Annotated in this window: 9 protein-coding genes; 7 read left to right on the top strand and 2 right to left on the bottom strand. The window is 48.9% G+C overall.

The features are described 5' to 3' along the window. Window positions 1–897, bottom strand: coding sequence for an acyltransferase (locus FJ444_RS14760; protein WP_140959445.1), 897 nt, complete (start codon window positions 895–897; stop codon window positions 1–3). Window positions 898–901: 4 nt separating this feature from the next. Next, window positions 902–1,801 carry an acyltransferase gene (locus FJ444_RS14755; RefSeq protein ID WP_140959443.1) on the bottom strand — a complete coding sequence of 300 codons (900 nt, stop codon included), beginning with the start codon at window positions 1,799–1,801 and terminating at the stop codon, window positions 902–904. A 225-nt stretch (window positions 1,802–2,026) separates the two neighbouring features. Here FJ444_RS14755 and tkt point away from each other — a divergent pair, with 225 nt between their 5' ends. The 7 genes from tkt (at window position 2,027) to FJ444_RS14720 (ending at window position 13,501) form a co-directional block, all read left to right on the top strand. Further along, window positions 2,027–4,048: a transketolase gene (gene tkt / locus FJ444_RS14750; protein WP_140959441.1), complete on the top strand. Its 2,022-nt coding sequence runs from the start codon at window positions 2,027–2,029 to the stop codon at window positions 4,046–4,048. Next, the gene (locus FJ444_RS14745) at window positions 4,041–5,060 is read left to right on the top strand and encodes an aldo/keto reductase (protein WP_140959439.1); all 1,020 of its coding nucleotides are present in this window, start codon (window positions 4,041–4,043) and stop codon (window positions 5,058–5,060) included. The genes tkt and FJ444_RS14745 overlap by 8 nt, the downstream gene beginning before the upstream one ends. Window positions 5,061–5,247: 187 nt before the next feature. Continuing rightward, entirely contained in the window at window positions 5,248–7,965 is a 2,718-nt protein-coding gene (locus FJ444_RS14740) for a glycoside hydrolase family 3 C-terminal domain-containing protein (RefSeq protein WP_255439201.1), read from the top strand. Further along, on the top strand, window positions 7,966–9,150 hold the full coding sequence (locus tag FJ444_RS14735) for an endo-1,4-beta-xylanase (RefSeq protein ID WP_140959437.1): 1,185 nt from the start codon (window positions 7,966–7,968) through the stop codon (window positions 9,148–9,150). Between the two features lie 194 nt (window positions 9,151–9,344). Next, window positions 9,345–9,695, top strand: coding sequence for an energy transducer TonB (locus FJ444_RS14730; protein WP_181405182.1), 351 nt, complete (start codon window positions 9,345–9,347; stop codon window positions 9,693–9,695). Window positions 9,696–9,948: 253 nt separating this feature from the next. Further along, complete coding sequence (locus FJ444_RS14725) at window positions 9,949–12,138, top strand: DUF3857 and transglutaminase domain-containing protein (protein ID WP_140959433.1); 2,190 nt, start codon at window positions 9,949–9,951, stop codon at window positions 12,136–12,138. A gap of 10 nt (window positions 12,139–12,148) precedes the next feature. Then, window positions 12,149–13,501 carry a lipopolysaccharide assembly protein LapB gene (locus tag FJ444_RS14720; RefSeq protein ID WP_140959431.1) on the top strand — a complete coding sequence of 451 codons (1,353 nt, stop codon included), beginning with the start codon at window positions 12,149–12,151 and terminating at the stop codon, window positions 13,499–13,501. The last annotated feature ends 153 nt before the right edge of the window (window positions 13,502–13,654 follow it).

The raw sequence follows: 13,654 nt of genomic DNA, 5'->3' as shown, positions 1-13,654 counted from the left end.
TTATTCTCCTGCCAATAACCTGGTAATAGTGTGATCCTTGCGTTGCCAAACGCTGTTCACCCAGTGTTGGAAACCGGTTTTAAAAGCCTCGTCGTTGTAGTAATCGCCAATGGCTTCTTCCGGCACATCAATCACGTTAACGTCAATAATGATACGGGTCATCTGGCCCGCTACCATCGACAGCATGGGGTGTTTGCTGTTATCTGGGTACAGTAAGGTTACGTCCAGAATATGCGTGAATAATTCTCCCATGGTAGCCAGGGTAAAGGCAATGCCACCCGCCTTAGGAGGCAGCAGATGGTGGAATGGGCTTTGTTTTGCCGTGTGCTTTTGCGGTGTGAAGCGCGTACCTTCAACAAAATTGATTACGGTAGTGGGCTGATGGCGAAACTTCTGGCAGGAGCGCTTGGTGGTTTCAATATCTGCGCCGCGCTTTTCCGGATGCTTTTTCAGGTACTGCTGTGAGTAACGCTTCATGAATGGCATTTCTAATGCCCATGCACCCAGGCCCACAAATGGCATCCAAATCAGTTCTTGCTTCAGGAAGAACTTCGGGGCAGGAATGCGAAAACTGGCAAACTCGATTAATAGCACAATATCCAGGTAGCTAAGGTGATTGGCCACAATCAGATACCAGCTTTGCTTACTTAACTGCCCGTGAATGTTGCGCGTAATAGTGATGGGGTTAAACAAACGGATGAGCAGCACACTGCACGTACCAAAGCACAACAAAAAGCCATTCATGACCGGAGCCAGTGCGCGCTGAATTAACGGGATTGGCAGTAAAAACCGCACCAGTCCAAGACTAATAATCAGCATGCCCCATAGCGCCAGATTGGCCAGTTGCAGCGGTAAATGGATACAAAATATGAGGGGTGCAAGTAACCGTCTGATCATGGTTTTATACTGCTTTCCAATTTTCTAGTAGGTTGTCTTTGGTTTGCCATTGCTCATTCAGCCATTGCTGAAAACGCGCGCGTTGCTCGGCACTGTCGAAATACTCACTGATATTGATGTGTGCCGGAAACAAGTTTTTAATGGGGGTGACGTTTACGTGTACCCGAATGTCGTTTACTTTACCACTGACAAAGTCCCAGAAGGTAGGAATGCCCTGTGGGTAGTGAATGGTAACGTCAATCAATTTGTGCAACTGGCCACCCATGGCATTCAGCACAAATGCAATGCCGCCTGCTTTGGGTTTCAGCAAATGTTTGAATGGCGATTTCTGACGAGCGTGCTTCTGCGGGGTAAAGCGCGTGCCCTCTACAAAGTTCATCACACTCACTGGTTTCGATTTAAACTTTTCACAGGCCTTTTGGGTGGTTTCCATATCCTTGCCTTTCAGGTGCGGATGTTTAGCCAGAAACGACTTGCTGTAACGGCGCATGAACGGAAAATCCAGTGCCCACCAGGCCAGACCTAATACAGGTACCCAAATCAGCTCTTTCTTCAGGAAGAACTTCAGAAACGGCACTTTGTGATTAAAAATGCGCTGAAGTACCAGAATATCTACCCACGACTGGTGATTGGCAATCACCAGAAACCAATCGTTGCGCGATAACTCGCCCTGTTCTGTTACTTCTACAGTGGTGCGGCTGAAAATGCGTTGGTTGAGATTGTTCACACTTATCCATCCCACCGCAAAGGCATCCAGAATGTACGTTAATACGCGTTGGGTAAAAGGAATGGGGATTAGCTTGAATAAAGCCAGAAAAAGCACGAACGGCACCCAAAAGCAGGTATTAAGCCCATAAAGCAACGCAGACAGTGCGCCATTAATTGTATGAAGAAAGGTTTTCACAGCAGTCGTCTTACCAGTTGTAAAAGTGCGCACAGTGTAGCGTAAACCGTGCCGAATGCCGACACTTAAAGTAGCGATGTGTGGTGAAAATCACCAAAAATTCACAAACGCACAAATGTGACGATTTTCAATATGGGTATTACTTAATTGTGCTAGGACATTGCTGCTCCCAAACAGGCTGTTTACCCTCTCTGGCTAATTATTGTTTTTAAACCGGAATGAATTATGTCTGACACTCACTCTTTGGCTGCCAATGCCATTCGCATGTTAACTGTAGATGCCGTGCAACGGGCTAAGTCGGGTCACCCGGGCGCGCCCATGGGCATGGCCGATATTGCCACCGTGTTGTGGCAGCAATTTTACCAACACAATCCGGCCAATCCGGGGTGGGTAAACCGCGACCGCTTTGTATTGTCGAATGGTCATGGTTCCATGTTGCAATACGCCCTGCTGCATCTTAGTGGTTATGCGGTAAGCATTGACGATATCAAACAGTTCCGTCAGTTGCATTCTAATACCCCAGGCCACCCGGAATACGGTTATACCCCGGGTGTGGAAACCACCACCGGGCCGCTAGGGGCTGGTATTGCCAATGCGGTTGGGATGGCCATTGCCGAGAAAACCCTGGCGGCCCAATTTAACCGTGCAGAGTTTAGCGTGGTCGATCATTTTACCTATTGTTTCCTGGGCGATGGCTGCTTAATGGAGGGTATTTCCCACGAAGTCTGTTCGCTTGCGGGTACCTTAAAGCTCGGTAAACTCATTGCGTTTTGGGACGATAACGGTATTTCTATTGATGGTCACGTAGAGGGCTGGTTTAGTGATGATACCGTTAAACGTTTCCAGGCCTATGGCTGGCAGGTAATTGCGGATGTGGATGGCCACAACCCTGACGCCATTGCCAATGCCATTGCTCAGGCACAAGCCGAAACAACGCGCCCCACACTGATTTGTTGCAAAACCACTATCGGCTTTGGTTCACCCAATAAGTCGGGTAGCCATGACTGTCATGGTGCACCGCTGGGCGAGGATGAGATTGCGCTGGTACGCAAACAGCTTAACTGGCCTTACGCGCCATTCGACATACCCCAGGGTGTTTACCAGCAATGGGATGCTAAACCTAAAGGGCTGCAACGCGAGGCTGACTGGTTAGCCTTACTTGAGCAATACACTAACACCTATCCAGAGCTCGCCAGTGTGTTCCGTCGCCGAGTAATGGATCGCGAATTACCCGCAGACTTTGCGCAAAAGTCTGCAGAGTATGTAAGTGCTTGCCAACAAAGCGGGGCAGATATAGCCACTCGTAAAGCCTCTCAAAATACAATAGGGCACTACGCGGCTTTGTTACCTGAGTTGATGGGGGGCTCGGCTGATCTGGCTGGCTCAAATCTGACTCTGTGGCCGGATGCCAGGGGCATTCAGGACGATCCCGCTGGAAACTACATCTTCTATGGTGTGCGTGAATTTGGCATGAGCGCCATCATGAACGGCATAGCACTACACGGCGGCTTTATTCCCTATGGCGGCACGTTTTTAATGTTCATGGAGTACGCTCGCAATGCCGTGAGAATGGCAGCGCTGATGAAAGTACCGAGCATTTTTGTTTACACGCACGACTCCATTGGACAGGGTGAAGACGGCCCGACGCATCAGCCCATTGAGCAATTGGCAAACCTGCGCATGACACCACAACTTGAAACCTGGCGCCCGTGCGACGCGGTAGAAACGGCGGAAGCCTGGCGCCAGGCCATTATGCGCCAGCAAGGGCCAAGTGCGCTGGTATTTTCCCGTCAGAATACCCTGGCTCAGCAACGCCTGGATGAGCAGGTCGAGAGTATCCAAAAGGGGGGATATGTGCTGGTTGAGCCAGACACACAGGCGCAACTAATTATCATTGCCACCGGTTCAGAGGTGTCGATTGCGGTATCGTCAGCTACAACATTGGCGGAGCAGGGCGTTGCTGTGCGTGTGGTGTCAATGCCCTGTACCGAACGATTCGATGCACAGGACGCTGGTTACCGTGCATCCGTATTGCCTGCCGGTACTCCAAAGCTGGCGATTGAAGCCGCGCACAAAGATTTCTGGTACAAGTACGTTGGGACAGAAGGCGCCATTATCGGGATGGACCGATTCGGAGAATCTGCACCGGGTGGCGTATTGTTAACTCACTTTGGATTTACCCCCGACAACGCAGTTAATACGGCACTGGCGTTGTTGGCAAAAACAAGTGGATCGCAATATGAATAAGTCATCGCACAAGTCACCGAATAAGACACAAGTAAACAGCCGGACGTTGGGCCGCACCGGTCTGTCGGTGAGTGAAGTGGGTTTGGGCTGCTGGCAATTGGGCGGCGACTTTGGCCCGGTGTCTGCCGCCACTGCTGAAGCGGTGATTGAACAGGCGGTAAAAGAGGGGATCAATTTTTTTGATACCGCCGATGTGTATGGCAACGGCATCAGTGAACAATATCTGGGTAAGATATTGAATAAGCTTGCACCAGAGGCAGTGATAGCCACTAAATACGGACGTGCAGCGGGTACCTATCCCGACGGGTATAGCCTAACGGATCTGCGTGACAGTGTGCGTCGAGCACAAGACCGCTTGCAACGGGATTGTATCGATTTATTACAACTGCACTGCGTACCCGAGCAAGTGCTTGCCGCACGGCATATTTTTGACTGGCTTCGCGAAGTCCAGCAGGAAGGCCTGATCAACGCATTTGGTGCCAGTGTGGAAACACACAAAGAAGCAGAGATTTGCCTTGAGCACAGCGATCTGCAATCGCTGCAAATTATCTTTAATCTGTTGCGCCAGCGTCCGATAGAAGCCCTGTTTGACCGGGCTTTAGCCCAGCAGGTAGGCATTATTGTGCGTCTGCCGCTGGCAAGCGGTATGTTAAGTGGCAAGTTCAGCAAAGATACGGCGTTCGCGGCCACAGACCATCGCAATTATAACAAGGACGGCGAAGCGTTCAGCGTGGGTGAAACCTTCAGCGGTATTGCGTTTAACCAGGGGCTTGAAATAGTGGATATTCTGAAGCAGTCAGTGCCGGAAGGGATGACGATGGCGCAATTTGCCATGCGCTGGATATTGGATCACGACGCGGTAACTACCATTATTCCCGGCGCAAGTTCAGCGTTTCAGGTAACGCAAAATGCCAGTGTGAGTCAGTTACCTGTTATCGATAAAACCACTCATCAGCGTTTGTTTGCTTACTACGAATCCGCTATTGAGCAACACATTCGTTGCCCTTTGTAATTGGCCCTTAAAAGCGAAAATTGTAATTTTATCATACATTAAGACACGCCTGTTGGCGTGTCTTTGTCTTCTGTGCGTTGAACATATATAGCGTTTTTTTACATCTTGTTTACGTTTTGCCGTAGGGCAATTGTGCCTGTTGGTGGTTGCGGTATCTTGCCTGAATACTTCCCAAGGTGATTCAAATATGAAACAGATGTTCGTTAAACCAACGGCCAATGCCGTGAAAAAAGCACTGGTGTTTACCGCTCTGCCCATCGCGCTAGCACTGACTGGCTGTTCTCAATCTCAATCGCCAGCGAATCAGACAACGCAAGCTGCGCAACAGCAGCCTGATTACCTGAATACCGCTCTGCCTATGGAAACCCGGGTAAAAGCGCTGGTTGACAGCATGACCCTGGCTGAAAAAATAGCGCAAATGTATAACGATGCCCCAGCCATCGAGCGCCTGGGGGTACCAGCCTACGATTACTGGAATGAAGCTTTGCACGGTGTTGCGCGGGCTGGCGAGGCAACCGTATTTCCTCAGGCGATTGGTATGGCCGCCATGTGGGATCGCGAGTTCCTGAACGACATTGCAACAGTGATTTCCGACGAAGGTCGAGCGAAACATCATGCGTTTAAAGCACAGGGTATATCGTATCGCTATGCGGGACTGACGTACTGGTCACCGAACATCAATATTTTCCGCGATCCCCGCTGGGGCCGCGGTCAGGAAACGTATGGAGAAGACCCGTATTTAACTGGTGAGCTAGGCGTGGCCTTTATCAACGGTCTGCAGGGCGAAGACGATACTTATCTGAAAACGGCGGCTACCGCCAAACATTTTGCGGTGCATAATGGCCCCGAGATTACCCGCCATTCAGACAACTACGTGGTGTCAGATCAGGATCTCTACGAAACCTATTTGCCCGCATTCGAAAAGGCTGTGGTGGATGCCGATGTAGAAGCAGTAATGTGTGCCTACAACCGGGTTAACGGTATGCCAGCCTGTGGCTCAGACATGCTGTTAAAAGACATATTGCGCGGTAAGTTTGCGTTCGACGGCCATGTGATGTCGGATTGCGGCGCCATAGCCGACTTCTACGACCGCACTGCCCATGCTTCTACACGGGCACCGGCTGCGGCGGCGGCCTGGGCGGTGAACAGCGGTACCGATCTGAACTGCGGGGTAGGCACGCTCAGTAGCTTTGCCAACCTGACCTTCGCAGTGCAAAAAGGGTTCATTGAAGAGTCACTTATCGATCAGGCCGTTACCCGGCTGTTCATGACACGCTTTAAGCTGGGTATGTTCGATCCGGACAGCAGTGTACCTTATTCGTCTATTCCTATGGAAAGCGTGGGGTCGGCTGAGCATCTGGCGCTCACCCTACAAGCCAGTGAAAAGTCATTGGTGTTGTTAAAGAACAATGGCGTATTACCACTTAAACAAGGTATTAAAGTGGCTGTGATTGGCCCCAATGGCGACAATCAGGACGTATTGCTGGGCAACTACAATGGTTTGCCGGTGAATCCGGTAACTGTGTTAGACGGCATTGCAAATAAAGTAGGCAAAGAAAACGTAACCTACGCGCCAGGCAGCGCGCTGATTGCCGATATTTATGGTCATTGGCAAACCCTGGACAGCGACGTGTTGTTCCACCGCGACGCCAATGGCAATTTGCAACCGGGTGCGCAAGTCTCTTATTTTGCCGTTGAGCGTTCAAAGATGACTAACTTTGCACATCCGCATTTCCCTGCCAACATGACCGGTGAGGCCGCAGCAACAGAAACGCTGAACGAACTGACTATTCGCAACATGCATTCGCCGGTAACGGGTAAGATGCTCGACGACTACGGCATGGTTGTTAAAGCCGAGCTGGTGCCGACCACAAGCGGTGATTACTTGTTTGATGGCAACGGCACTATTACCCTGAATGGTAAACCGATACAGGGGGCTGTGTCGCTGAAAGCGGGCGAAGCCTACGCGCTGGAAATTACCCATGTTTTCGCTACTGATCCAGTATCGAATACCGCCGACAACTTGCTGCAGGAGTGGCAATTACGCTGGGTGAATCAAAGCGCCAAACTGCTGGCTGACGCTAAGCAGGCAGCAGAACAAGCCGATGTAATTGTGATGGCCGTGGGCATTTCGCCGCGTATCGAAGGCGAAGAAATGCCGGTTAAACTGGAAGGCTTCGACTACGGTGATCGTTCAAGCATAGCATTGCCCGCTGAACAGCAGGCACTGATCAAAGCCATGCATAAGCTAGGTAAGCCAGTGGTATTGGTGAACTTCAGTGGCAGTGCCATGGCACTTAACTGGGAAAATGAGCATGTAGATGCCATCGTACAAGCTTTCTATCCCGGAGAAGCAACCGGTACCGCACTTGCTCGTGTGCTGTGGGGTGATGTGAGTCCGTCAGGCCGTTTGCCGGTAACCTTCTACCACAATCTGGATGGCTTTGCGAAGTTTGACGATTACGATATGGCAAACCGCACCTACCGTTATTTCAAGGGCGACGTGTTGTATCCGTTCGGCTATGGACTGAGCTATACCGATATGCAGTACAGCGCATTGCAGGCCCCGTCAGCGTTGGCGGTGAGCAGTGATTTAACACTGTCGGTAACACTGAAAAATGCTGGCAACTACGATGCTGAACAGGTTACTCAATTGTACGTGCGTATGCCCGACGCCCCGGTGCGCACGCCCAACGTGAGCCTGAAAGGGTTTACCCGCAGCGCAGTCAAATCCGGCGAACAGGTATCGGTGCAACTTACTGTACCCGCAGACGAATTGGTTTATATAGATACCAATGGCAATAAAGTGCCTTACAAAGGCAAGCTGGAAGTGTATGTGGGCGATGGTCAGCCAGGCTTTAGCAAAGGCAACAAAATTGCCCACGCTACTGTGCTGATAAACTAAATGAACAATTTGCTGAAAAAACCACTGACGCTCTGCTCGGCGTTGTTGTGGGTAATATCAGGTGTGGCTTTTGCTGCACCTGTGGGCACAACTCATGAAGACTCGTCACCCAGGGAGGGCGCTCCTCAAAGCACTGCACCTAAGGGGATAGCCCAGCAGTATCAGAATAGTTTTCTGATTGGCACCGCCATCAAGTCTCATGACTTGATGGGGGAGCGCCCTGCAACAAGTACATTATTGTGCCGGGAGTTTAATGCGTTTACGGCTGAAAATGCGATGAAGTGGCAGCACATTCAGCCTGCGCCCGGGCAATTTAATTTTGCCATGGCCGATGAGCTGATTGCCCTTGCTGAGCAATGCAAAGCCAGTGTGATAGGTCATACACTGGTTTGGCATCAGCAAACGCCAGGCTGGGTGTTTGAGGATGAGCAGGGTAATCCGGTAAGTCGTGACACATTACTCAATCGTTTACGTGAACATATTCACACACTGGTTGGGCGTTACAAGGGCAAGGTGTACGGATGGGACGTGGTTAATGAAGCCCTGAATGAAGATGGAACGTTGCGTGATACGCCGTGGCGGCGAATCATCGGCGATGATTTTTTAGTGTACGCATTTCGCTTTGCCAGGGAAGCCGACCCAGGTGCGCAGTTGTATTACAACGACTTCAACCTGTATAAGCCCGCCAAAGTGGCCGGTGCTGTGAGGCTGGTAAAACAATTGGCAGCAGTGGGTATTAAGGTAGATGCGGTGGGCATGCAGGGCCACTATTCTCTGTTTTATCCATCGTTGGCAGATATTGAGCAGAGTATTCTTTCGCTGAAACAAGCTGGTGTAGCGGTTGCCATTACCGAATTGGATATATCGGTATTGCCACTGCCAGACGATGCCTTTAACGGTGCAGACATCAGCCAGAGCTTTGCTGCTCACCCGGTGTTTGATCCTTATACAAATGGTTTGCCAGCCGCACAGCAACAGCAGCTTGCCAGCCTGTATCAACAACTGTTCACGCTGTTTCTTAAACATGCCGATAGCATTAACAGAGTGACTTTTTGGGGTACCACAGACGCCGACTCGTGGCGAAACAACTGGCCGATTCGCGGTCGTACCGACCACCCGCTACTGTTCGACCGCCATGGTCGCCCGAAGCCAGCGTATGACGCGATAATACAGCATATTAAGTAGTAGCCCTCAATTTTCCTATCCCGTCATCCCTGAATCGCGCAGCGATATCAGGGATCTCGCAAGAAAAGCGACTCAGCCAGAATCTACTCTGAATAAAACGAGGAACACCAAATGCTGTACATTTTGATAGGCAATAATCAACTTGTTCCGGTAAATTACTACAAGTAATGGACAGGTATTTTCTGGATGGAACTATGACCAAAAGCATGTTTATTGTTGTATCTTTATTTCTGATATTGGCATGTTCTGCCACTCCTAACTCAAATTTAAATACAACAGGCATACCGTCACCATCCTACATCACTGAACCCCTTGTAAATGAACCGGATACCGGTTGGGTAGAATTGTTATTCGACATTACGGAAACCGGCACAACTGACAATATTCAGGTTGTTGCCTCTTCCGGTTCAAAGGCATTTGAGCAACAGGCAGTCCTGACCCTATCGAAATGGAAATACCGTTTGAAGATCGAAAACGGAAAGCCGGTCAGGCAAGTTGGGCAATGGGTGCATCTTGAATTTCAATCTGAAGAAGCTGAGAAATAGGGGCGGCGTTTTTGTTTAACGCAGTTTCGTAAAGTAATACTGGCCATGCCGTGGCGGAAATAGCACTAAATTTCAGTACCCGTTTCGACTGAATGGTGCGCTAACAGGGTAGCCATCTGGTGTGGCTATTAAAGATTGCCCGCATGTTGTGATGGTCGATTTTAAAGCGGGTGAACAGATGTTGCTTGCAGCTTCCAAAGGTACCCAAAAACCTGTTAGCATCAGTACTTAAACCTCTACAAGGAAAGAAAGGATGGTAGTTAAATTCTGTTTGGCTGTAGCGTTGGTAATGTATTGTTTAGCCGGACACGCGATAGCAAATCCTAACAGTATTGGGCCGGATAAAGCGACATTGTTAAGCCTGAAGAGCAGGGCCGAACCCTTTGCCAAACATGGCGCAGTATTGCTCAGTCGCCGCAATCAGGTAAATGTAAACGACAAGCTGTTTGAAACAGCGCGCTTTTACCGGGCCATTTATCTCACCAATGAAGAAGCCGTGTCGGATTACTCGAAACTGGTTAATTCTTTTAACGCCTATTATCACAACAGCAAAATTGAGTTTGCCCGGGTAATTACACCGGATGGACAGATATTCGAGATGCAAAAGGATGCAATCTCGGAAGTATCTGCCAACTCCGATGATTACCTTGATGATATGAAGCAAATTGAATTTGCCGTTCCGCAGCTAAAGGTTGGGAATATCATTGAATATCAGATATATGAAGAACAAACCAAGCCGATTGTTGAGGGACAGTGGTATTCATCTGTTGGTTTTCGGTATATCAAATTTCTGCCGCAAAAAAATTGGTTGAGAATTGATCCCATTCTGGAATCGACCAATACACTCACCCTACCGGCCAGTACCCCGTTCTACACCAAGAATCGCAATACTGATATTGCCCCTGTTATCACTAAAAAAGACGGAAATGTTCAGTACGTATGGCAAATGACCGATCTGGATGGAATCGAAGTTGAATCAGGTATGCCGCCCATCGACGACATGCAGCCTGCTGTATATGTTTCAACGATGAACGATTGGCAAACCATTGATGACTGGTATGCGGACATGTTTACTCCCACACAAGTAAAAGCACAGAATATTTCTGAGCTGGCGAGTAAATTGTTTGCGGCTTTAAACAGTGAGCGTGAAAAGGTTAAAGCGGTATTTGAATATGTGCAGAAAAATGTGCGTTATATTGGGGCGCACGTTAACCGCGGCGGTTATCAGCCGCATACCGCTGAAGAAGTACTCAACAATGCTTATGGTGATTGTAAAGACCAAACCACGCTGATTATTGCCTTGCTAAAAGAAGGGGGCGTACAAGCATTCCCTGCGCTGATAAACACGTACAACGGCAACCTGATTTTCGATGATCTGCCGGTTCTTGATTTTAATCACATGATTACTTATGTGGACTCGAAAGACGGTGGCTACTGGCTGGATACCAGTGGGCAAACGGGTACTTTCCCAGGCATTACTGCTCAGTTTGGCGATCGAACCACGTTTGTTGTAGATGGTAAGAAAGGGCGGCTGGTGAAGATTCCGGCGATTCAGCCAGAAGATAACGTGGCTAACGTAAACATCGATTACCGGGTAGAGGATAAGCAAATTGGTATCGATGTGAAAATGGCCTTTAACGGAGACGTAGAAACCAATCTGCGAAATTACTATCAGTATTCTCCAGAGAAGCTGATGGTAATTGAACAGTTACTTTCGCCATTTGCGCATGATAACCGGGTATCTTCTTACGTGGCGTCAGATCCCGCCGATATCTCAACGCCTTTCGTGGTAAGCGGCGAGTTTAATAATCTGCTCACTCTGGGTGATGAGATTGTAAACTTCCACTATTCAATGGGATACAGCCAGATATTGAAGGTATTTACCGGGTTTTCAACCATGGAGCCACCGGCAAGCCGACAACAGGGCTTGCACATTCAGGTGCCTATCACTGTGAATATTGAGTCGGTTTATCCTTCTCCCTGGGATAAGGCCAGGCTGGTTAATCAGAATATGGCGAGGAACTTCCAGAATCCGTATTTTGAAGTCACTCACACAGCTGAAGCCAATGATGACAAGGTCATCGCTAAAACAACGTTTGTATTATTTGCTCAAACGATTTCTGCGGAAGATTACCCTGATTTTTATGCTGCTATCGACGCATTTCAAAAGCAAAGTGAGAGCATGTTTGTGTTTGAAAAAATCCTGGCTAAACCTTCTGTAAACGATGATGTCAGCCTGGAAGATAAAATAGCCCGGTCCAGAGCAATGCTCGACAATGCTGAATTTGAGCACGCACTGGAGTACATAAAAGCGCTGGCGGCGGGACATCAGGACAACGGCGAAGTGCAGTACCTGTTAGGTATAGTGCAGGGCTTCAATGGCAATGATGAAGCCTCTGATTCTGCCTTTAAACGTGCAGAAGCGCTCGGTTATCAGTATTAAGGACAATACGATGAAGTCTATTCAATTTGTGCTGGTGGCCAGCGTTATGTTACTGAGCGCCTGTTCGTCTACGACACCAGAGGTCAGCTATGTCTCTGCTGAAGAACAGACGTTGCTGCAAAACGTTCAGCAATATCCCAAAGACACCGAGGCGCTGCAGAAACTGGTGGCTTATCAGTTAGCCACGTTTGATGAAGAGCCCGATTTAACCTTGCTTAGTAAGCTGCAGTCTAATCTTAGAAAAGGTCTGCAACTGGCACCAACAGATCGCTATTTTGCCTTTCAATACTATCGCTTAAACCTTAAAAAGGGTTTTGTTGATAAGCATTATGATCTGGACAAATGGCAGGTATTTTATAAACAACATCCATTCTTAGCGACGCTTGACGTGGCGCCACCGGTGTATGTGCAATTCCTGATTTCTCCACCACAAAGTGATTCGGAGAAAACCAAAATGCTACAGCAGAGTCTGCAGGATAATCCTTTTTTCATTAACGCGTACATTGCGTTGGCGTATCTCTATTACCAGCAGGACAAGCTAGAACTGGCAAATTTTGTTGCAGCAACAGGATTGAAACGGAACAACGAAGAACCCGAGCTCTTGTCTGACTGGGTGCACTATCGCACCAGTTACCTGGAAGCACAGCAGTGCAAAGGCGAGATTGGCAATGCCTTCAGTGAGGTGGCCAGTGAAGCCGGTCGCCTCACTAAGCTGGTACCCGACAATGCGCTTTATCAGTCACAACTGGCTGAAGCGTTGCGTTTTCAGGGTAAATATACCCTGGCAACATTTGCCGCCAGCAAAGCTGCCAAGTTAGATGCTACTAATAGCGATTTTTTGTTTGAAATGTACTTGTGGGATCAGAAATTAAATAAGATCCTGAATGATACCGGATTAGATCCTGACAATGCTAAAGCGCTCATTTTACAGACCAAAATATTTGCCAGTATTGCGGTTGGAAACTGGGAGAAAGTAACCCAACTCGCGAACGTTTACCGGGAAAATGATGACTCGAATTTTTATGGTGTTGTATACGGGGCAATGAGTTACTCCATGCTCGGTGATGAGGCTACCCGACAACGTTTGCTGTCTACCATAGAAGGTGAATACAAGCTTGATGAGTGGCACATTCATATGCTGGATTTCGCTAAAGGTAAAATAAGCGAAGCGCAACTACTCGACTACTCCACAGATCGGTGTGAGCAATCTGAGGCGCTGTTTATTGCCGCATTACAGCACTTGGGGAAGCAAGGGCCAGAGGCCGCGGCAAAATACTGGCCTCGTATACAAGCGCTGAACATCGCTCAATTTTATGAATTTGCAGTGGCGAATTATCTGATCAAGCATCCGCTGGGGCAATGACTAGGCTGATAGGGTAACGTTGGAGATCCCAGATATCGCTGAGCGATTCTGGGATGACGGTTTAGGGGGCGATTCTGGGATGACGGCTAGGATGCCGTCCTGGGTCACGGCTACGGTGCTGTTTTGGGATGGCAAGCACGCCGCGTCCAGTGA

Source organism: Aestuariibacter sp. GS-14 (assembly GCF_006494365.1).
In the GTDB taxonomy this organism is placed as follows: domain Bacteria; phylum Pseudomonadota; class Gammaproteobacteria; order Enterobacterales; family Alteromonadaceae; genus Alteromonas; species Alteromonas mangrovi.
The sequence above is the reverse complement of the archived record's forward strand: the minus strand, read 5'-3'. Positions and strand labels throughout refer to the sequence as shown.

Bases quoted from the DNA above. Each gene is read 5' to 3' on its own strand.
- FJ444_RS14760 (WP_140959445.1), bottom strand. From the start codon at position 897: ATGATCAGACGGTTACTTGCACCCCTCATATTTTGTATCCATTTACCG.
- tkt (WP_140959441.1), top strand. From the start codon at position 2,027: ATGTCTGACACTCACTCTTTGGCTGCCAATGCCATTCGCATGTTAACT.
- FJ444_RS14745 (WP_140959439.1), top strand. From the start codon at position 4,041: ATGAATAAGTCATCGCACAAGTCACCGAATAAGACACAAGTAAACAGC.
- FJ444_RS14740 (WP_255439201.1), top strand. From the start codon at position 5,248: ATGAAACAGATGTTCGTTAAACCAACGGCCAATGCCGTGAAAAAAGCA.
- FJ444_RS14735 (WP_140959437.1), top strand. From the start codon at position 7,966: ATGAACAATTTGCTGAAAAAACCACTGACGCTCTGCTCGGCGTTGTTG.
- FJ444_RS14730 (WP_181405182.1), top strand. From the start codon at position 9,345: ATGACCAAAAGCATGTTTATTGTTGTATCTTTATTTCTGATATTGGCA.
- FJ444_RS14725 (WP_140959433.1), top strand. From the start codon at position 9,949: ATGGTAGTTAAATTCTGTTTGGCTGTAGCGTTGGTAATGTATTGTTTA.
- FJ444_RS14720 (WP_140959431.1), top strand. From the start codon at position 12,149: ATGAAGTCTATTCAATTTGTGCTGGTGGCCAGCGTTATGTTACTGAGC.